This window comes from Pseudomonas sp. B1-22 (assembly GCF_050474425.1).
Classification (GTDB): domain Bacteria; phylum Pseudomonadota; class Gammaproteobacteria; order Pseudomonadales; family Pseudomonadaceae; genus Pseudomonas.
Genome location: NZ_JBCHVH010000001.1, coordinates 1,134,829 through 1,153,089, shown reverse-complemented (window position 1 = coordinate 1,153,089; position 18,261 = coordinate 1,134,829). Strand labels below are relative to the sequence as shown.

Here is an 18,261-nt window from a genome sequence, read left to right as displayed (position 1 = left end):
CCTGTCAACTCTTTGATTCAAAAAAACTTATTTCTCTTTCGGGGTGGTATTGAGATGGGGCCAGGCGGCGAGCAGATAGTGCAGCATCGACCACAGGGTCAGTACGGCGGCAACGATCAGCAGTACATACCCCACCACTACCCAGAAACCCATCGTGGGCGAATTGGCCAGAAGGATGATCAGGGCCAGCATCTGGGCCGCGGTCTTCCATTTGCCGAGATTGGAAACGGCCACATGCGCCCTCGCCCCCAGCTCGGCCATCCATTCGCGCAAGGCGGATACCACGATTTCCCGACCGATGATGATCACCGCCGGCAGGGTCAGCCACAGGTTCGCATGCGCTTCGACCAGCAGCACCAGTGCGGTCGCCACCATCAGCTTGTCCGCCACCGGATCGAGGAATGCACCGAACGGCGTGCTCTGCCCCAGGCGGCGCGCCAGGTAGCCATCCAGCCAGTCGGTGGCAGCCGCCAGGGCGAACACGGCGCTGGCTACCAGATGGCTGGCCGGGAAGGAGGAATAGAACAGCAGGATGAAGATCGGGATGAGCAGAACACGGAGCAGAGTGAGCAGGTTCGGGATATTCATCGGGTCAGGAAGTCTGCGAGTTGAGCCGGCATTCTACTCGCTGTGAAGGACCGCATAAATCTGCTCGGCGAGCTTTTTACTGATACCGGGGGACTTGGCAATCTCCTCGATACTGGCGCGCGACAATTCCTGCAACCCACCGAAATGCTTGAGCAGGTCGCGGCGACGCTTGGGCCCTACGCCTGGCACATCCTCGAGCGTGGAGGTACGCCGGGCTTTTCCGCGGCGGGCACGGTGGCCGGTAATCGCGAAACGATGCGCCTCGTCCCGGATCTGCTGGATGAGGTGCAGCGCCGGAGAGTCCGCCGGCAGCGTGAATTCATGTTCGGCGTCGTTCAGGTAAAGCGTTTCCAGCCCCGGCTTGCGGGTTACGCCCTTGGCCACGCCGAGCAGCGTCAGGCCCACCACCGCCAGTTCCTGGAGCACCTCCTGCGCCATCGCCAGTTGGCCCTTGCCACCGTCGACCAGGAGGATGTCCGGCATCTTGCCCTCGCCCTCCTTCAGACGGCTGAAGCGCCGGGTCAATGCCTGATGCATCGCGGCATAGTCATCGCCCGCGGTGATGCCCTCGATATTGAAGCGGCGGTAGTCCGACTTCAGCGCCCCTTCCGGCCCGAACACCACGCAGGACGCAACAGTCGCCTCGCCACTGGAGTGGCTGATATCGAAACATTCGAGACGTTGCGGCGGCTCGGCGAGGTCCAGCGCCTCGCCCAGCGCCTCGAAGCGCGCAGCCATGTGCTGGCGATTGGCAAGGCGCGCGGCCAGGGCCTGTTCGGCGTTGGTCACGGCCAGTTGCTGCCAGCGCGCACGGGTACTGCGCACGCGGTGGGCGATTTCCAGCGATTTGCCGCGAGACGCTTCGATCGCCGACACCAGCACCGGGAAATCCTCGTGCACGGCGTTGACGATGAGCTCGCTGGGCAGGTCGCGTTCGTGATGGCTGAGGTAGTACTGCCCGAGGAAGGCCAGCAACACGTCACCCACCTCTTCCTCGATCGCCACCTGCGGGAAGAAGTTCTTGCTGCCCAGCACCCGGCCGCCGCGCACGCTGATCAGATGAACGCAGGCACCACCCGGCGTAACGATGGCGGCAACCACGTCGACGTTGCCACTGCCGCCTTCCATGCTCTGCTGGTCCTGCACGCGGCGCAGGATAGCCACCTGATCGCGCAATTCGGCTGCCTTCTCGAAGTCCAGGCGCATGGCCGCTTGCTCCATGCTGGTGGAAAGCTCGTCCGCCAACACATTGCTGCGCCCTTCGAGGAACATGATCGAGTGGCGTACGTCTTCGGCGTACTCCTCTTCGCTGACCAGCCCGACGCAGGGCCCCTTGCAGCGCTTGATCTGGTATTGCAGGCAGGGACGCGTGCGATTGCGGAAATAGCTGTCCTCGCACTGGCGCACGAAGAAAGCCTTCTGCAGCAGCGCCAGGCTTTCGCGGATGGCCCCCGCACTGGGGTACGGGCCGAAATAGCGCCCCTTCTGCTTCTTCGCACCGCGATGGATGGTCAGCCGGGGAAACTTGTCCTCGCTGGAGAGGAACACATAGGGATAGGACTTATCGTCCCGCAGCAGGATGTTGTAGGGCGGCCGCCATTCCTTGATCAGCGTCTGCTCCAGCAGCAGCGCCTCGGTTTCGTTGGCGGTGATGGTGGTCTCGACCTGGGCGATCCGCGCCACCAGCGCAGCGGTCTTCGGCGCAAGACCGGACTTGCGGAAGTAGCTGGAAAGCCGCTTCTTGAGGTCTTTCGCCTTGCCGACATAGAGTAGCTTGGCGTCCGCATCGAACATGCGATAAACGCCCGGCCGCCCGCTGCAGGTGGCCAGGAACGCCGCCGAATCGAATACTGCGGTCATCGTCAGTTGCTGGTATCGACCATGCCGTGCCGGACGGCCAGCAGCGCCAGTTCCACGTCGCTGGTGATCGAGAGCTTCTCGAAGATGCGGTAACGGTAGGTGTTGACGGTTTTCGGCGACAGGCAGAGCTTGTCCGAGATGCTCTGCACCTTGTGGCAGTTGGCAATCATCAGAGCGATCTGGATCTCCCGCTCGGAGAGAGTATCGAACGGCGACGCGTTCTTCTCGGGCTCGAAGGACTTCAGCGCCAGGCTCTGGGCGATCTGCGGGCTGATGTAACGCTGACCGGCAAATACCTGGCGAATTGCCTGGACCATTTCCTCGAGCGCCGCGCCCTTGGTGAGGTAGCCGGCAGCGCCGGCCTGCATCAACCGCGTCGGGAAGGGATCTTCCTCGCACACGGTCACCACCACCACGCGCACGTCGGGCTGGCTGCGCAGCAGCTTGCGGGTTGCCTCCAGTCCGCCGATGCCGGGCATCTTCACATCCATCAGCACGACGTCGGGCTTGAGCTCCCTGGCCAGTTGCAGCCCGCGCTCGCCGGAGTCGGCCTGACCAACGACCTGCAGACCATCGATATCGGCCAGCATGCGGGTAATTCCGGTGCGCACCAGATCGTGGTCATCGACCACCAGCACCTTGATCACGCAGCACCCCTTTGCACAGAAATGTAATTGTGAAGACCCAGCGAGAGCTTCGCGGAATCCGCAAACCTTAACAGAAAGCACCGTCTCGACCTAGCTTGGTGCAGGCTCGTCAAAATGCAAACGCCAGAGAACCGCCCAGCGTGGCGACAAATGCTGACAGACCTTCACCAGAACGTCTAGGACGGGCTTTTAACAAAGGGAAGCTAAAGGACGGACACGTCCCTGCAGGGAACCTACCAGGACGGCAGGGGCAGGTTTCGCCCGCCCTAGAGGGCAACCCGCCTCAGCATTCGAATCAGCCAGAGCAGCGCCAGCAATGCAGGATAATAGAGCAGCATGCCGGCAAGGCAGATCAAGGCCAGCGAAAGCCGGGGCCAGGAGGCCCCATAGGAATCCTGAATCCAGAAGTCCGTCGTGAGGTAGAGCGGAAAGACGATGGGGAACGCGATCAGCCCCAGCGTCCAGTAGGCTCCGGAGGCCGACGCGATGTAGTGCGTGACGATCCAGCTACTGGCGTACCAGAAACAGATCCATGTTGCCGCGAATATCAGTGCCCGGAAAAACACGGGGCGTTCTCCTCGTCCATGTAGTGAGTCCCGTGGAGTATGGCGGCCGGTTACCTGACCGGCGAGCAGCGACTGCATCGTCCGACGATGCCTGCGACTACGATGTCATCCGTACGACCGGAACAGCCTGATATCCTTCAATTCACGTCCATTAGCGCCTGCGGACCGGCTGGAGAATGGCCATCTGGGCGCGCATCGCCGCCTCATCGGCAGGCACCAGGCAGTACGCGAGACAGACGCGGCTGATCAACGCAATGACATCGTCCAGCGCCATGACTGCCGAGCCATGGCTTTCGGCAAAGCGCCGATACGGCTCTTCCAGCACACCGTGCCACATCGGGGCGATGTTCTCGAGGATGTAGCTGAAGACGTCCGAGGTCGAACTCTTCGCCAGATAGCTGTGATGGAAGCCGCCATTGTGTCGATCCAGGTAGCGCACGGCGAAGCACACGCACTCTTCGAGATAACGCTCGAAGTCATCCTCGAAGGCCTGCACGCTGTGCTGCATCTCCTCGAAGAACGCAGCGTTCTCCGCACTGATGACCGCCTGGATCAGCTCTTTCTTGTTGCTGAAATAGCGATACAGGGTCCGTCGCGAAATGTTCGCCTGCTGGGCCACATCATCGATCGAAAAGCTCTCGGCGCCCTCCTCGATCATTACCTCCAACGCCGCCCGCAGGATCAGCGAGCGGCCGTCACTGGCATTTCCCATCCGGCTGGCGTCACCCCAGCGTAGCTGTCGACTCATGTGCACCTTCGTCCGCTCAGGGGCCCGCCTGGTTGGTCCGGCCCAGATATATCCGCGCCCATTCTCTCATGTAATGGCACAAAAAAATAATTTGCGCCGAAGATGTCACAACTTGTACTTTGTGTGACATTGCTCGACAAGACCACGCCACCCCACCGCCGTGCCCTGCTGACAAGCCCTGCAGATGACGCACTCGGGCGCCCCCATGCAGCACAAAACGCCGGCCCCCTTTCCAAGGAGAGATGCAGCCATGACCAGCAAGCAACGCGATGCGAAGTGGGACCATGAATACGACGTGGTCGTCGTCGGCTCCGGCGCAGGCGCACTGACGGCCGCAGTGCGCGCCCATGACAACGGCCTGTCGGTGCTGGTGATCGAGAAGAGCAACGTCTACGGCGGCACGAGTGCGGTCTCCGGCGGCGGCGTATGGATCCCCTGCAACAGCCAGATCGCCGCGCTTGGCGGCAGTGACTCTTATGAAGAAGCGGTCACCTACCTGCGCGACGTGGTCGGCGAGGAATTCGATCAGGCGCGCATTGACGCCTACCTGGCCAACGGTCCCGAGATGATCGAGTACCTGGCCCGAGAGGCTCAGACGCATTTCCGGGCCGTACCCCGCTACCCCGACTATTACCCGGACAAGGGCGGCAAGCCGGGTTACCGCACCATGGAACCCGCCCCCTTCGACGCAGCGCGCCTGGGCGAATCCTTCGAGCAGCTGCGCCCGGCCTCCCCGGCCACGCTCATCGGCGGGCGTATCGCCATGACCCAGGTGGAGGCGCACACCATCCTCGCCAAGGAACCCGGCTGGCTGCTGCTCACGGCCCGCCTGGCGCTGCGCTATGTCAGCGACCTCCGCTGGCGTCGACACACGCGCCGCGACCGCCGCCTGACCCTCGGCAACGCACTGGTTGCAAGCCTGCGTGCCGCTCTGCTCAAGCGCGGCATCCCGCTATGGCTGGAGACCTCCCTGCAGTCGTTGCGCCAGGAAGACGACCGAGTGGTGGGCATCGACGTGCTTCGACTGGGTCGCACCCTCTCCCTGCACGCACGCCGTGGCGTCGTGCTCGCCTGTGGCGGCTTCGAGTCGAACCAGTCCATGCGCGAGCTCTACCTGCCCAAGCCCACTCGCGCGGAATGGACCGCCGCACCGCCGATCAACACTGGCGACGGTATTCGTGCCGGCATGCAGGCTGGAGGATCGGTCGCACTGATGGAGCACACCTGGGGCGTACCCACGGTGGGGGTGCCTGGCGAGGCCAGCCAGCGCGGACTCTGCGTCGAGCGCGCCTTCCCGCACTGCGTCCTGGTCAACCAACTGGGGCAACGCTTCATCAATGAAGCCGCGCCCTACCCCGACGTCATCTACGCCATGTACGCCGACCACCAACGCACCCGGGCCAACGTACCGGCCTGGCTGGTGTTCGACGCCGAGTACCGCAAGCGCTACCCGTGCGGCGTCCTGTTGCCGGGCAGCGTGCAGCCGGACTCGAAGATCCCGGAGGGCTGGCTGGACAAGGTGATCTACCGCGCCGAGACACTCTCGGCACTGGCGGAGAAGATCGGCGTGGACGCCGCCGGACTGGCCGCCACCGTCAAGCAGATGAACCAGTTCGCCGCCGACGGCATCGACACCCAGTTCGGCAAGGGCGGTAACGTGTTCGACCGCTACTACGGCGATTCCAACTGCAAGCCGAACCCCTGCCTCGGCTCTATAGAACGGGCGCCCTTCTATGCCCTGCGCCTCGATCCGGGCGAGCTCGGCACCAAGGGCGGACTGCGTACCGACGCCTTCGCCCAGGTACTGCGCGCCGACGGCTCGGTGCTGGCCGGCTGCTACGCGGTGGGCAACACCTCGGCCGCGCTGATGGGCAAGACCTACCCCGGCCCCGGCTCGACCATCGGTCCGGCAATGACCTTCGCCTATATCGCCGCCAACCACATTGCAACGGCGGAACCGGTGCAGGCGGCAGGCTCTGCCCAGAGCGCCGCCGGCCATCCGGCATGAGGCGCACGCTCCCACACACAAGTTATTGGCCCCAGGCCATTGCAACCCAATGAGGATATCGATGAGCAGTTCAGACCTTGCAGGAAAAGTCGGCGTTGTAACGGGTGGCCGCCAGGGCATTGGCCGCGCCTGTGTCGACGCCCTGGTCGAAGCGGGCGCCACCGTGGTGGTGCTGGATCGTGGGACGGGCGAACCGGTGCCGGGAGCGGCACTGACCCTGGCGGTGGATGTGACCGATGCGGACGCCGTCGGGGCCGCCTTCGAACGTATCGACTCGACCTTCGGCCGCCTGGATTTCGCCGTGAACAACGCCGGCATCGATATCGAGACGGAGCCCGCGCCTGAATGGCGTGCCGAGCCGCTGGACCTGACCGTGGATGTGAACCTGAAGGGCGTCTACCACTGCATGCGGCGGGAGATCTCCCTGATGCGTCGCCAGGGCGGCGGCTCCATCGTCAATATCGGCTCGGTCGCCGCGATTGTCGGCACTGCCACCCGCGCCGCCTACGCGGCGAGCAAGCACGGCGTGGTCGGCCTCACGCGCAGCGCAGCGCTGGAGTTCGGCAAGGACAGAATCCGCACCAATATCGTTTGCCCTGGCGGCACCCGTACCCCGCTGCTGGAAAAGGTCATGACGGACAACCCCGTGTTGCGCGAACACATCGCCGCGACCTGCCCGCTGGGCCGCCTGGCCGAACCCTCGGAGATCGCCGAAGCGGTGCTCTGGCTGGCCTCGCCGAAATCGAGCTACGTCAACGGTGCGGTACTGCCCGTGGACGGCGGATACACCGCCGGCTGACCTGGATATCCCAGGAAAAAGCCCGCATCCGATATCGTCGGGCGCGGGCTTCGTTTTTCTGCCTCAGTTGGCCGGGGCGGCGCCCGTTGCGGCGGCATAGACCTCGGCCAGCGACGGATTGCGCCGCAGCGTCTGGCCACCGCTGACATGGATGACCTGCCCGGTGACGAAGCTGGACTCGTCGCTCGCCAGCCACAGGGCAGCGTCGGCGACTTCTGCCGCAACACCGCTGCGTCCCAGCGGAATCTCCCGGTGGTAAAGCGTGGCGATGCCCGGGTGCATCAGCCCGCCACCCGACATCGGCGCATCCGCCACGCCACCCGGCGCGATGGAATTGGCGCGGATGCCCTGGCGGCCGAACTCATGGGCAATGCAGCGGATGACATGGTCGATGCCAGCCTTGGTGCCCATGTAGGCGGCATGGTTGTCGAACATGATGCTGGCGGTCACCGAGGAAACCTGAATGATCGAGCCACCGTTCGGCATGTGCCGCAGCAGCGCCTGGAAGAACTGGAACGGCCCGGTGAACTGGACTGCATTCATCGTATCCAGGTCCTCCTGGCTGTGCTCCAGGAAAGGTTTCAGGAGCCCCCAGCCCGTCGCATTGACCCCGATATCGAGCCCGCCGAGGCGCTCCACGCCGCGAGCAACGAGAGCCTCGATATCGGCCTGCGAGGTGATGTCGCAAGCCAGCCAAGGCACGCCCAGCGTGTCGGCAACAGCCGCCAGCGCATCGGGGCGGCGCCCGGCCACCAGTACGCGCGCGCCCTGCTCCACATAACGTCGGGCGATGGCTTCGCCGATGTTCCCCGGCGCAACGCCGAGCACCAGTGCCGCTTTATCTTTCAATCGATTCGACATGCAGAGTTCTCACGCAGAGACGTCAATGACATGAATGGAAGGAGAGCCGTCCCAGGTCCTGGCGGCCTCGATGCCCTGCTGAATCATCTCGCGCATACCCAGGCCGTGGATGACCTCATAGAGCACACCGGGCTCTTCTTCATTTTCGAAGTAGGCAACGCGGGTCGAGGGATTGCTCGCTTCGAAAACCACCCGCAGCCCCGTGGACGTCAGGCGCTCCATCGCCTGGTCGATGTCATCGACCACCCAGGCGACATGGTGCATCCCCCGGAGCGCACGCCCCTGCTCGTCCCGGTACGGCGACTTCGAGGAATTGGTCGCCTGGATCAGCTCGATCTGCATCCCGCCCTGATAACCGAGCCCGACATCCATGGTGACGGTCACGGGCTCGCCACGGTATGTCCCTTCCAGGGTCACGTTACGAAAGACCGTCCATGGCCCCACACCGATTTGCCGTTGCCAGCGTCCGATGCTCTGTTCCAGGTCATCAACGAGATAGCCGATCTGGTCCATGGGACCGAGCCAAGCAGTGCTCATGAGAATTCCTTGCGAATGATCTCAGTAGGAAGGATCGCAAGCCGTGCATTGTCCTGACGCTCAAGCCATGCCCGGCGACGACCGCTATGACACAAACCGAATAGTTTGAGACTCCGATATTGGCACAAATAATTAATTTTGTGCCAATCCTATTGCAGGGACTCAGGAGCGGACGTGATGAAGGCCGGATGCGCGGTCGTGCAAGCCAGTGCCCCCGGAAATGAAAAAAGCCCGTCGAGACGGGCTTTTTTGCAGGACTGCGGGACGATCAGTCGTCGCTGCCCATGATGCCGAAGATCTGCAGCAGGCTGAGGAACATGTTGTAGATCGACACGTACAGGCTGATGGTGGCCATGATGTAGTTGCGTTCGCCACCGTGGATGATCGCGCTGGTCTGGAACAGGATCATCGCCGAGGAGAACAGCACGAAGCCGGCGCTGATGGCCAATTGCAGGCCGCTGATCTGGAAGAACAGCGAGACCAGCACGGCGCCCAGCAGCACGAAGAAGCCTGCGGTGATGAAGCCGGACAGGAAGCTCATGTCCTTGCGGGTGGTCAGCACATAGGCGGACAGGCCGAAGAACACCAGGGCAGTCATGAAGAAGGCCGACGAGATCACACTCGCGCCATTGGCCATGCCCAGGTACAGGTTGAGGATCGGGCCAAGGGTGTAGCCCATGAAGCCGGTCAGGGCGAAGGTGCTGAGCAGGCCCCAAGCGCTGTTGCGCAGCTTCACGGTGAGGAAGAACAGACCGTAGAAGCCCAGCAGCACCACGAAGACGCTCGGGTAGGGCAGACGCATCTGCTGCGAGGCGAAAGCCACCAGGCCACTGAAGGCCAGCGTCAGCGCGAGCAGGCCGTAGGTATTGCGCAGGACGCCGCTGACCTCTTTCTGCTCCACGGCTGTGGAGTCGAGATATTGCCGTTCTTGCATGTCGAGACACTCCTGTTTAAGCGGGATACGGGTCCGTGACCGTAGTGCCATTCATCATAACAGAGGCAAAAGAGCCCCGAATAACCAGAGTTTGACAGTGTGTTGCGATCCGGTACTATGGCGCCCCGCTCATGCGGAAGTGTGGCCGAGTGGTTTAAGGCAGCGGTCTTGAAAACCGCCGGGTGTAACAGCCCCCAGAGTTCGAATCTCTGCGCTTCCGCCATTATTCCCTACGTCAAAAGCCCCGCCTCGCGGGGCTTTTGCGTTTCTGCGGCACGGCAAAAACCGACATAGTGCCGTATCATCCTGCGAAAATTCGTCGCGAAGGCCCGCTCCATGAAGTTCGTCATCGCCCTCTTCTCCCCGCCGCATTCACCGGCAGCCCGACGCGCATTGCGCTTTGCCGAGGCTGCGCTGGCCGGCGGGCACGAAATCACCCGGCTGTTCTTCTACCAGGACGGCGTGTACAGCGCCTCGGCCAACGCCGTGGCCGGCCAGGATGAACTGGACGTAGCCGCCAGTTGGACCCGTTTCGTCGCCGACAACCAACTCGATGGCGTGGTCTGCATCGCCGCCGCGCTGCGCCGTGGCGTGCTGAACAGCGAGGAAGCCAACCGCTATTCGCGTCCTGCCGCCAACCTGCAGGCGCCCTGGGACCTTTCCGGCCTCGGCCAGCTGCATGAAGCGGCGCAACTGGCGGACCGCCTGGTCTGCTTCGGAGGCGACTGATGGCCAAATCCCTGCTGATCATCAGCCGCCAGGCGCCCTGGGCCGGCCCCGCTGCCCGCGAAGCGCTGGACATCGCCCTGGCCGGCGGCGCCTTCGATCTGCCGATCTCGATGCTGTTCCTCGATGACGGCGTGTTCCAGCTCGCGCCCGGCCAGCGGCCGGCCACCCTCGAACAGAAGGACCTGCAGGCCAACCTGCAAGCCCTGCCGCTGTTCGGTGTGGAAGCGCTCTACGTCAGCCAGCGCAGCCTCGGTGAGCGCGGCCTGGACGCTGCGCGCCTGACCCTGCCGGTACAGGCACTGGACGCCGCCGCACTGCGCGACCTGCTGCAAACCCACGACCAGGTGATCACGATCTGATGGCTACCCTCCACCTGCTCTCGCACTCCCCCTTCAACGACGGCCGGCTCGCCAGCTGCCTGCACCTGCTCGGCCCGGACGACGGCCTGCTGCTGAGCGGCGACGCCGTCTACGCCCTGCGCGACGGAACCGCCCCCTGCCAAGCGCTGGAGCTGATGCCCGCCGCCAATGGACTCTTCGCCCTGCTGGAAGACCTGCAGGCGCGCGGTATGGATGACGTGCCCGCCCGCGTCATTGCGGTCGATTACCCCGGTTTCGTCGAACTCTGCACCCGCTTCGACAAGGTGAATGCCTGGCTATGAGCACCCTACTGATCAACGGACACGCCCTACCGCTGGACAAGGACGGCTACCTGGTGCAGCTCGACGACTGGAGCGATGCCGCCGCCGAGGCCCTGGCGCACAACGAAGGCATCCACCTGACGCCCGAGCACTGGGAAATCCTCCTGCTGCTGCGCGAGTTCTATGGCGAATTCCAGCTTTCCCCGGCCAACCGCCCGCTGATCAAGTACGTGGCCCAGAAACTGGGAGCGGAAAAGGGCAGCAGCCTGCATCTCAACCTCCTGTTCAAGGGCACCCCGGCCAAGCTTGCCGCCAAGCTCGCCGGCCTGCCGAAGCCGACCAATTGCCTATGACTGCCGCCCCGCTCGTCCTGCAGACACCTGAAGAACATCCGTTCGCCCAGTTCGTGCGCATCCTCGGCAAGGGCAAGCGCGGCGCGCGCGGCCTGACCCGCGAGGAAGCCCGCGAAGCGCTGGGCCTGATCCTCGACGACAAGGTCGAAGATGCCCAACTGGGCGCCTTCCTGATGCTGCTGCGACACAAGGAGGAAAGCGCCGAGGAGCTGGCCGGTTTCACCGAGGCCGTGCGTTCGCGCCTGCAGGCGCCGAAGATCGCCGTGGACCTGGACTGGCCCAGCTACGCCGGCAAGAAACGCCACCTGCCCTGGTACCTGCTGGCCGCCAAGTGCCTGGCCGGCAGCGGCACGCGCATCCTGCTGCACGGCGGCGGCGCACACACCGCCGGACGCCTGTACACCGAACAACTGCTGGAACAGCTCGGCCTGCCGCTGTGCCGCGACTGGAGCTCGGTGAGCACCGCGCTGGACGATAGCGGCATCGCCTTCGCCCCGCTGGTGGATTGGATGCCGAGCCTGCAGCGGATGATCGACCTGCGCAACACCCTCGGCCTGCGCTCGCCCATGCACTCCGCCGTGCGTTTGCTCAATCCGCTGGGCGCCACCTGCGTGCTGCAGAGCATCTTCCACCCCGGCTACCAGGAAGTGCACCGCGAAGGCAGCCGATTGCTCGGCGACTATGCCATCGTCATCAAGGGCGAAGGCGGCGAGATCGAGATGAACCCCGACGCCACCTCGCACCTCTATGGCTGCCGCGATGGCGAAGCCTGGGACGAAGAATGGCCGGCGCTGTCGCCGCTGCGTCACGTCAAGCCGGAAACGCTCGACCCCGCCCATCTGGCCGCCTTCTGGCGTGGCGAAGTCGAAGATGGCTACGGTGAACTGGCGGTACGCGCAACCATGGCTCTGGCCCTGCGAGCGCAGGGGTTGTCACGCGACGATGCCTTCGCGGAAGCCGATAAACGCTGGGCTGCGCGCAACAGATCGATTTAATTGATATCTGGAATCCTGTTTTTGCGCCAATCAATCGAGTCTTAACCGATAGACTGGTCCCATCTACCCGCTTTCTGGAGCACGCAGATGGGACAGTTGATCGATGGCCGCTGGCATGACCAGTGGTATGACACCAGCAAGGACGGCCGCTTCCAGCGCGAGAACGCGCAGCGCCGCAACTGGATCACCACCGACGGCCGCCCCGGCCCCAGCGGCGAAGGCGGCTTCCGCGCCGAAGCCGGTCGCTATCACCTCTATGTTTCCCTGGCCTGCCCCTGGGCGCACCGCACGCTGATCTACCGTCAGCTGAAGGGCCTGGAGTCGCTGATCGACGTTTCGGTGGTCAGCTGGCTGATGCTGGAAAACGGCTGGACCTTCGACAAGGCGCTCGGCTCCACCGGCGACAAGCTCGACGGCCTGGGCTTCCTCCACCAGCGCTATACGAAAGACGATCCGCACTACACCGGCCGCGTCACCGTACCGCTGCTGTGGGACAAACACGAACAGCGCATCGTCAGCAACGAATCGGCGGAGATCATCCGCATGTTCAACTCGGCCTTCGACGGGATCACCGGCAACCCGCTGGACTTCTATCCGGAGCCGCTGCGGGCGCAGATCGACGCGCTGAACGAGCGTATCTACCCGACGGTGAACAACGGCGTGTACCGTGCCGGCTTCGCCACGACGCAGGATGCCTACGAAGAAGCCTTCAAGACCCTGTTCAATGAGCTGGACTGGCTGGAAGAGCGCCTGGGCGAGCAGCGTTACCTGGCGGGTGAATACCTGACCGAGGCCGATGTGCGCCTGTTCACCACGCTGATCCGCTTCGACGCGGTCTACCACGGCCACTTCAAGTGCAACCTGCGGCGCCTGGCGGATTATCCGAACCTGTCCGGCTGGCTGCGCGAGCTGTATCAACTGGAGGGTGTCGCCGGAACGGTGGATTTCCAGCACATCAAGCACCATTACTACGGCAGCCACCGCACCATCAACCCGACCGGCGTCGTGCCGCTGGGGCCGCAGCAGGACTTCACCACGCCGCATGGGCGGGAGCATCTGCCGGGCAAGGGGATCGCGCGTAAGGGTTGAGGTTGGCGTAGGAACCGTTCGCGGTTATATGTCCGACGAAGAGCATCGCGGACGGAGTCCGCTCCTACGTTGGGTGCAGCTCTAGTAGGAGCGAGCTTGCTCGCGAACCTGCCTGACGCCGGCCTTGCCGGCTTCATCGCGGACATGGTCCGCTCCTACGAAAGCAGGTCAGCGCGGCAACGAACCGCCGCGCATAACCTTCATTGCTGCCCTTCGAACCAGGCCAGCTTGTCCCGCAGTTGCACGACTTCGCCCACGATCACCAGCGTCGGCGCATGGACTTCATGCTCGGCCACCAGCTCGGGCAGGTTGGCCAGGGTGCCGGTGAATACCCGCTGGTGCACGGTGGTGCCTTGCTGCACCAACGCTGCCGGGGTATCGGCGGAACGGCCATGGCGCACCAGTTGCTCGCAGATCACCGGCAAGCCGACCAGGCCCATGTAGAACACCAGGGTTTGCCCCGGCGCGACCAGATCGTTCCAAGGTAGGTCGGTCGTACCATCCTTCAGGTGACCGGTCACGAAGCGTACCGACTGTGCGTAGTCACGATGGGTCAGCGGGATGCCGGCGTAGGCGGCACAGCCACTGGCCGCGGTAATGCCGGGCACGACCTGGAACGGGATGCCATTGGCCGCCAGTTCATCGATCTCTTCGCCACCGCGGCCGAAGATGAACGGATCGCCCCCTTTCAGGCGCAGCACGCGCTTGCCTTGCAGGGCCAGCTCGACCAGCTTGCGATTGATCTCGTCCTGCGGCACGGCATGGTCCGCGCGACGCTTGCCGACGTAGAGGCGGTCCGCATCGCGGCGGCACAGTTCGAGAATCGCCGGCGCGACGAGACGGTCATAGAGCACCACGTCGGCCTGCTGCATCAGGCGCAGGGCGCGGAAGGTCAGCAGATCGGGATCGCCCGGCCCGGCGCCGACCAGATAAACCTCACCGCGGGATTCGGCCTGCGGCGACTCCAGCTTGCCCGCCAGCAGGCGTTCAGCTTCGCTCGGCTGACCGGCGAGCATGCGTTCGGCCACCGGTCCCTGGAACACCTCTTCCCAGAACTTGCGGCGCTGCTGCAGATCCGGCAGGCGCTGCTTCACGCGCTCGCGGAAGCGGCTGGCGAGACCGGCCAGTTGGCCGTACGTCGCCGGTATCCAGGTTTCCAGCTTGGCGCGCAGCAGGCGCGCCAGCACTGGCGCGTCGCCGCCGCTGGAGACCGCCACCACCAGCGGCGAACGGTCGACGATGGCCGGGAAGATCACGCTGCACAGGGCAGGTGCATCCACCACATTGACTGGCACGCCGCGCTCATTCGCATCGCGGGAGACCTGGGCGTTGAGCGGCTCATCGTCGGTCGCGGCGATAACCAGCACGCAATCCTGCAGATCGCCCTGGACATAGGGGCGCAGGAGCAGTTCACCCGCGCCCTCCTCGACCAGCTCGCGCAACTCCGGATGCACATCCGGAGCCACGACGCGCAGCACCGCGCCGGCGTCGTTCAGCAGACGCGCCTTGCGCAGTGCGACATCACCGCCGCCGACCAGTAGCGCGCGACGTCCGCGCAGGATGTGGAACAGCGGCAGGAAGTCCATCTCAGCCGATGACCTCGATGCCCGCCATGTACGGCTTGAGCACTTCCGGTACGCGGATCGAGCCGTCGGCCTGCTGGTAGTTCTCCAGCACGGCGACCAGAGTGCGGCCCACGGCCAGGCCCGAGCCATTGAGGGTGTGCACCAGCTCCGGCTTGCCGGTTTCCGGGTTGCGGTAGCGTGCCTGCATGCGGCGGGCCTGGAAGTCGCCGCAGTTGGAGCAGGAGGAAATCTCGCGGTACTTGTCCTGGCTCGGCACCCAGACTTCCAGGTCGTAGGTCTTGGCGGCGCCAAAGCCCATGTCGCCAGTGCACAGCGCCAGGGCGCGGTACGGCAGCTCCAGGGCCTGGAGGACCTTCTCGGCGTTGCCGACCAGGCTTTCCAGGGCTTCCCAGGATTTGGACGGCTCGACGATCTGCACCATCTCGACCTTGTCGAACTGGTGCTGGCGGATCATGCCGCGGGTGTCGCGGCCCGAGGCGCCGGCCTCGCTGCGGAAGCACGGGGTGTGGGCGACGAACTTCAGCGGCAGCTCCTTGGCGTCGAGGATCTGCCCGGCCACGATGTTGGTCAGCGAAACTTCTGCGGTCGGGATCAGGTACAGGTCCGCTTCGTCTTCACGCTGGATCTTGAACAGGTCTTCCTCGAACTTCGGCAGCTGGCCGGTGCCCTGCAGCGCCGGGGCCTGCACCAGGTACGGGGTATAGGCTTCTTCGTAGCCGTGCTCGCGGGTGTGCAGGTCGATCATGAACTGCGCCAGGGCGCGGTGCAGGCGTGCGATCGGGCCGCGCATCAGGGCGAAGCGGGCGCCGGACAGGCGGGCGGCGGTCTCGAAGTCCAGCCAGCCGTGTTTTTCGCCCAGAGCGACGTGGTCCTTGATCTCGAAATCGAAGGTACGCGGGTTGCCCCAGCGACGGACTTCGACGTTCTGCTCTTCATCTTCGCCAACCGGTACGGATTCGTGCGGCAGGTTCGGAATGTTCAGCAGCAGGTTGTCCAGTTCAGCCTGGATGGCATCCAGCTCGCGCTTGCCGGCTTCCAGTTCCTCGGCCATGCGATTGACCTCAGCCTTCAGCGGCGCGACGTCTTCGCCATTCTTCATGGCCAGACCGATGGCCTTGGAGCGCGAGTTGCGCTCGGCCTGCAGGGTCTCGGTGCGGGTCTGCACGGTCTTGCGCTGGCTCTCCAGCGCTTCGATGCGCGCCACGTCCAGGGTGAAGCCACGGGTGGCCAGGCGTTCGGCCACTTCCTGCGGCTGGGTACGAACCAGTTTGGAATCGAGCATGGTGTGTTCTCGTGTCTAGTGTCAGGCGGCGCTCGCGGGCGCCACTTCAGGATTTTCTACGCTTGCGCGGACTGCTCTGGTCGAGATTCGCCAGATGGCGCAACTTCTCGCCGATCTTCAGCTCCAGCCCGCGCGGCACGGGTTGGTAATAGTGGCGCGGTTCCATGGACTCGGGGAAGTAGTCTTCCCCGGCCGCATAGGCATCCGGCTCATCATGGGCATAGCGGTACTCGTCGCCATAGCCCAGGTTCTTCATCAATTTGGTCGGTGCGTTGCGCAAGTGCAGCGGCACTTCCAGCGAGCCGCTCTCGGCCACGTCACGGCGTGCCGTGTTGTAGGCGTTGTAGACGGCATTGCTCTTCGGCGCACAGGCCAGATAGACAATAGCTTGCGCAATGGCCAGCTCGCCTTCCGGGCTGCCCAGGCGTTCCTGCACGTCCCAGGCGTTGAGGCACAGGGTCAGCGCGCGCGGATCGGCATTGCCGATGTCCTCGCTGGCCATGCGCACCACGCGGCGGGCGATGTACAGCGGATCACAGCCGCCGTCGAGCATGCGCGAATACCAGTACAGCGCGCCATCGGGGCTGGAGCCGCGCACCGACTTGTGCAGCGCGCTGATCTGGTCATAGAAGGCCTCGCCGCCCTTGTCGAAACGCCGGCGCGAGTCGCCCAGCAGGTTCTGCAGCAGTTCGGCGCTGATCTCGCCGTTGTCCTCGGCGAGGTCCGAGGCATTCTCCAGCAGGTTGAGCAGGCGCCGGCCATCTCCGTCGGCGGCGGCCATGAGGATGGCGAAGCTGTCGTCGGGCAGGCTCAGATTGCGCTTGCCCAGGCCCTTCTCCTCGGTCAACGCACGCTCTACCAGCCGGCGCAGCGCCGCTTCGTCCAGGCTTTTCAGCACGTAGACGCGGGCGCGGGACAGCAGTGCGTTGTTCAGCTCGAAGGACGGGTTCTCGGTGGTCGCGCCGATGAAAATCAGGGTGCCGTCTTCCACATAGGGCAGGAAGGCGTCCTGCTGGCTCTTGTTGAAGCGGTGCACCTCGTCGACGAACAGGATGGTGCGACGGCCGTACTGCGCGGCGTGCTGCTTGGCCACTTCCACCGACTGGCGGATTTCCTTCACGCCGGAGAGCACCGCCGAGATGGTCTCGAAGTGCGCGTCGGTGACCTGGGCCAACAGCTTCGCCAGGGTGGTCTTGCCGACCCCGGGCGGGCCCCAGAAGATCATCGAGTGCAGCGCGCCCTGCTCCAGCGCCTCGCGCAGCGGCTTGCCGCGGGCGAGCAGGTGCTCCTGGCCGACGTACTCGTCCAGGCTGGTCGCGCGCAAGCGCGCGGCCAGGGGCTGGGAAACGGGGGCGGAGCGGAACAGATCCACGGGGCTTACCTATAACTCAAACGGGCGCGAGGCCTCGGTCATTCCTGGATGACGTCGACGCCCTTGGGCACCTCGAAGACGAACTGCTTGGCATCCATCGCCTCGTTCATCTTCACGTCGAAGAACAGGATATTGGTACGCTGGCCGACGCTGTCGATCAGCTGCATGTCGTTCACCACGCCGCTGCGGAAGGAAATCCGCAGGCTGTCGAACAGGGTGTCCTTGGACTTCGGCTTGAGGGTGAAGTCGACCACATTGCCGCCGTCCTTGGCGGTGATGTCGAAGCTCTGGCCGATCTTCGACACGTCACCGGAGAGCAGCAGGGCCGGGGTCTGGGTCAGGCGCTGGTCGAGCTTCTGGATGGTCACCTGCTCCAGGTCCGGGTCGTACAGCCAGATCTTCTCGCCATTGGAGATGAGCAGCTGCTCGTTCGGCGCATCGGTGTGCCAGCGGAACAGGCCCGGACGCTTGAGGCCCAGGGTACCTGCGGTTTCCTGCAGGCGGGTGCCGCTGCCGTCCAGGGTCAGCTGGGAGAAGCGCGCGGTCATGGTCTGGGCCTTGGTGAGCATACCGCTCAGGCGCTGCGCAGCGGCCTCGTCGGCATGGGCCTGGACACCGGCAACAGCCAGCGCAGCAACGAACAACAGGCGGATCAGACGCATCGAAA

Annotated in this window: 20 protein-coding genes and 1 tRNA gene; 9 read left to right on the top strand and 12 right to left on the bottom strand. The window is 64.3% G+C overall.

Annotated features, from left to right (window positions below):
* Window positions 1-27: 27 nt before the first annotated feature.
* From pgsA to ACQ5BL_RS05355, 5 genes are all read right to left on the bottom strand, one after another.
* Window positions 28-588: a CDP-diacylglycerol--glycerol-3-phosphate 3-phosphatidyltransferase gene (gene pgsA / locus ACQ5BL_RS05375; RefSeq protein ID WP_207883189.1), complete on the bottom strand. Its 561-nt coding sequence runs from the start codon at window positions 586-588 to the stop codon at window positions 28-30.
* A 33-nt stretch (window positions 589-621) separates the two neighbouring features.
* Window positions 622-2,448 carry an excinuclease ABC subunit UvrC gene (uvrC, locus tag ACQ5BL_RS05370; protein ID WP_243804801.1) on the bottom strand — a complete coding sequence of 609 codons (1,827 nt, stop codon included), beginning with the start codon at window positions 2,446-2,448 and terminating at the stop codon, window positions 622-624.
* Between the two features lie 2 nt (window positions 2,449-2,450).
* The gene (gene gacA, locus ACQ5BL_RS05365; protein ID WP_152222817.1) at window positions 2,451-3,095 is read right to left on the bottom strand and encodes a response regulator transcription factor GacA; all 645 of its coding nucleotides are present in this window, start codon (window positions 3,093-3,095) and stop codon (window positions 2,451-2,453) included.
* Window positions 3,096-3,361: 266 nt separating this feature from the next.
* Window positions 3,362-3,739 carry a hypothetical protein gene (locus tag ACQ5BL_RS05360; protein WP_243804802.1) on the bottom strand — a complete coding sequence of 126 codons (378 nt, stop codon included), beginning with the start codon at window positions 3,737-3,739 and terminating at the stop codon, window positions 3,362-3,364.
* 73 nt (window positions 3,740-3,812) lie between these two features.
* A complete protein-coding gene (locus ACQ5BL_RS05355; protein ID WP_243804803.1) occupies window positions 3,813-4,409 on the bottom strand; it encodes a TetR/AcrR family transcriptional regulator in 597 nt (198 codons plus the stop codon).
* 250 nt (window positions 4,410-4,659) lie between these two features.
* On the opposite strand from ACQ5BL_RS05355, the gene ACQ5BL_RS05350 reads away from it, so the two are divergent.
* Together ACQ5BL_RS05350 and ACQ5BL_RS05345 are read left to right on the top strand one after the other, a co-directional pair.
* Complete coding sequence (locus tag ACQ5BL_RS05350; RefSeq protein ID WP_243804804.1) at window positions 4,660-6,417, top strand: FAD-dependent oxidoreductase; 1,758 nt, start codon at window positions 4,660-4,662, stop codon at window positions 6,415-6,417.
* 61 nt (window positions 6,418-6,478) lie between these two features.
* A complete protein-coding gene (locus ACQ5BL_RS05345; protein ID WP_243804805.1) occupies window positions 6,479-7,216 on the top strand; it encodes an SDR family NAD(P)-dependent oxidoreductase in 738 nt (245 codons plus the stop codon).
* A 63-nt stretch (window positions 7,217-7,279) separates the two neighbouring features.
* On the opposite strand, the gene ACQ5BL_RS05340 is transcribed toward ACQ5BL_RS05345, so the two are convergent.
* From ACQ5BL_RS05340 to ACQ5BL_RS05330, 3 genes are all read right to left on the bottom strand, one after another.
* Window positions 7,280-8,077: an SDR family oxidoreductase gene (locus ACQ5BL_RS05340; protein WP_243804806.1), complete on the bottom strand. Its 798-nt coding sequence runs from the start codon at window positions 8,075-8,077 to the stop codon at window positions 7,280-7,282.
* A gap of 9 nt (window positions 8,078-8,086) precedes the next feature.
* Window positions 8,087-8,614, bottom strand: a complete 528-nt coding sequence (locus ACQ5BL_RS05335) for a VOC family protein (RefSeq protein ID WP_243804807.1) — start codon at window positions 8,612-8,614, stop codon at window positions 8,087-8,089.
* A 268-nt stretch (window positions 8,615-8,882) separates the two neighbouring features.
* The gene (locus ACQ5BL_RS05330; RefSeq protein ID WP_207883173.1) at window positions 8,883-9,548 is read right to left on the bottom strand and encodes a Bax inhibitor-1/YccA family protein; all 666 of its coding nucleotides are present in this window, start codon (window positions 9,546-9,548) and stop codon (window positions 8,883-8,885) included.
* 135 nt (window positions 9,549-9,683) lie between these two features.
* Here ACQ5BL_RS05330 and ACQ5BL_RS05325 point away from each other — a divergent pair.
* From ACQ5BL_RS05325 to ACQ5BL_RS05295, 7 genes are all read left to right on the top strand, one after another.
* Window positions 9,684-9,771: transfer RNA gene (locus tag ACQ5BL_RS05325), tRNA-Ser, on the top strand.
* Between the two features lie 113 nt (window positions 9,772-9,884).
* On the top strand, window positions 9,885-10,277 hold the full coding sequence (gene tusD / locus ACQ5BL_RS05320) for a sulfurtransferase complex subunit TusD (RefSeq protein WP_243804808.1): 393 nt from the start codon (window positions 9,885-9,887) through the stop codon (window positions 10,275-10,277).
* Window positions 10,277-10,636, top strand: coding sequence for a sulfurtransferase complex subunit TusC (gene tusC, locus ACQ5BL_RS05315; RefSeq protein WP_243804809.1), 360 nt, complete (start codon window positions 10,277-10,279; stop codon window positions 10,634-10,636). The genes tusD and tusC overlap by 1 nt, the downstream gene beginning before the upstream one ends.
* Window positions 10,633-10,938, top strand: coding sequence for a sulfurtransferase complex subunit TusB (tusB, locus tag ACQ5BL_RS05310; RefSeq protein WP_243805115.1), 306 nt, complete (start codon window positions 10,633-10,635; stop codon window positions 10,936-10,938). The genes tusC and tusB overlap by 4 nt, the downstream gene beginning before the upstream one ends.
* Window positions 10,935-11,270 carry a TusE/DsrC/DsvC family sulfur relay protein gene (locus ACQ5BL_RS05305; protein WP_243804810.1) on the top strand — a complete coding sequence of 112 codons (336 nt, stop codon included), beginning with the start codon at window positions 10,935-10,937 and terminating at the stop codon, window positions 11,268-11,270. The genes tusB and ACQ5BL_RS05305 overlap by 4 nt, the downstream gene beginning before the upstream one ends.
* A complete protein-coding gene (locus ACQ5BL_RS05300; RefSeq protein WP_243804811.1) occupies window positions 11,267-12,265 on the top strand; it encodes a glycosyl transferase family protein in 999 nt (332 codons plus the stop codon). Before ACQ5BL_RS05305 ends, ACQ5BL_RS05300 begins: the two co-directional genes overlap by 4 nt.
* Window positions 12,266-12,352: 87 nt before the next feature.
* Window positions 12,353-13,354, top strand: a complete 1,002-nt coding sequence (locus tag ACQ5BL_RS05295; RefSeq protein ID WP_243804812.1) for a glutathione S-transferase family protein — start codon at window positions 12,353-12,355, stop codon at window positions 13,352-13,354.
* A gap of 200 nt (window positions 13,355-13,554) precedes the next feature.
* On the opposite strand, the gene cysG is transcribed toward ACQ5BL_RS05295, so the two are convergent.
* The 4 genes from cysG to lolA are packed head-to-tail and all read right to left on the bottom strand — an operon-like array spanning window position 13,555 to window position 18,256.
* Entirely contained in the window at window positions 13,555-14,940 is a 1,386-nt protein-coding gene (cysG, locus tag ACQ5BL_RS05290; protein ID WP_207883160.1) for a siroheme synthase CysG, read from the bottom strand.
* A gap of 1 nt (window position 14,941) precedes the next feature.
* Window positions 14,942-16,222 (bottom strand): serine--tRNA ligase, encoded by a 1,281-nt coding sequence (gene serS / locus ACQ5BL_RS05285; protein WP_243804813.1) that lies wholly within the window; start codon window positions 16,220-16,222, stop codon window positions 14,942-14,944.
* 46 nt (window positions 16,223-16,268) lie between these two features.
* Window positions 16,269-17,594: a replication-associated recombination protein A gene (locus ACQ5BL_RS05280; protein WP_207883156.1), complete on the bottom strand. Its 1,326-nt coding sequence runs from the start codon at window positions 17,592-17,594 to the stop codon at window positions 16,269-16,271.
* Window positions 17,595-17,632: 38 nt separating this feature from the next.
* Window positions 17,633-18,256: an outer membrane lipoprotein chaperone LolA gene (gene lolA, locus ACQ5BL_RS05275; RefSeq protein ID WP_045214800.1), complete on the bottom strand. Its 624-nt coding sequence runs from the start codon at window positions 18,254-18,256 to the stop codon at window positions 17,633-17,635.
* Between the last annotated feature and the right edge of the window lie 5 nt (window positions 18,257-18,261).

What these genes read in the sequence shown, in the direction of transcription:
- pgsA (WP_207883189.1), bottom strand. Translation starts at nt 588, where the DNA reads ATGAATATCCCGAACCTGCTCACTCTGCTCCGTGTTCTGCTCATCCCG.
- uvrC (WP_243804801.1), bottom strand. Translation starts at nt 2,448, where the DNA reads ATGACCGCAGTATTCGATTCGGCGGCGTTCCTGGCCACCTGCAGCGGG.
- ACQ5BL_RS05360 (WP_243804802.1), bottom strand. Translation starts at nt 3,739, where the DNA reads ATGCAGTCGCTGCTCGCCGGTCAGGTAACCGGCCGCCATACTCCACGG.
- ACQ5BL_RS05355 (WP_243804803.1), bottom strand. Translation starts at nt 4,409, where the DNA reads ATGAGTCGACAGCTACGCTGGGGTGACGCCAGCCGGATGGGAAATGCC.
- ACQ5BL_RS05350 (WP_243804804.1), top strand. Translation starts at nt 4,660, where the DNA reads ATGACCAGCAAGCAACGCGATGCGAAGTGGGACCATGAATACGACGTG.
- ACQ5BL_RS05345 (WP_243804805.1), top strand. Translation starts at nt 6,479, where the DNA reads ATGAGCAGTTCAGACCTTGCAGGAAAAGTCGGCGTTGTAACGGGTGGC.
- ACQ5BL_RS05340 (WP_243804806.1), bottom strand. Translation starts at nt 8,077, where the DNA reads ATGTCGAATCGATTGAAAGATAAAGCGGCACTGGTGCTCGGCGTTGCG.
- ACQ5BL_RS05335 (WP_243804807.1), bottom strand. Translation starts at nt 8,614, where the DNA reads ATGAGCACTGCTTGGCTCGGTCCCATGGACCAGATCGGCTATCTCGTT.
- ACQ5BL_RS05330 (WP_207883173.1), bottom strand. Translation starts at nt 9,548, where the DNA reads ATGCAAGAACGGCAATATCTCGACTCCACAGCCGTGGAGCAGAAAGAG.
- tusD (WP_243804808.1), top strand. Translation starts at nt 9,885, where the DNA reads ATGAAGTTCGTCATCGCCCTCTTCTCCCCGCCGCATTCACCGGCAGCC.
- tusC (WP_243804809.1), top strand. Translation starts at nt 10,277, where the DNA reads ATGGCCAAATCCCTGCTGATCATCAGCCGCCAGGCGCCCTGGGCCGGC.
- ACQ5BL_RS05305 (WP_243804810.1), top strand. Translation starts at nt 10,935, where the DNA reads ATGAGCACCCTACTGATCAACGGACACGCCCTACCGCTGGACAAGGAC.
- ACQ5BL_RS05300 (WP_243804811.1), top strand. Translation starts at nt 11,267, where the DNA reads ATGACTGCCGCCCCGCTCGTCCTGCAGACACCTGAAGAACATCCGTTC.
- ACQ5BL_RS05295 (WP_243804812.1), top strand. Translation starts at nt 12,353, where the DNA reads ATGGGACAGTTGATCGATGGCCGCTGGCATGACCAGTGGTATGACACC.
- cysG (WP_207883160.1), bottom strand. Translation starts at nt 14,940, where the DNA reads ATGGACTTCCTGCCGCTGTTCCACATCCTGCGCGGACGTCGCGCGCTA.
- serS (WP_243804813.1), bottom strand. Translation starts at nt 16,222, where the DNA reads ATGCTCGATTCCAAACTGGTTCGTACCCAGCCGCAGGAAGTGGCCGAA.
- lolA (WP_045214800.1), bottom strand. Translation starts at nt 18,256, where the DNA reads ATGCGTCTGATCCGCCTGTTGTTCGTTGCTGCGCTGGCTGTTGCCGGT.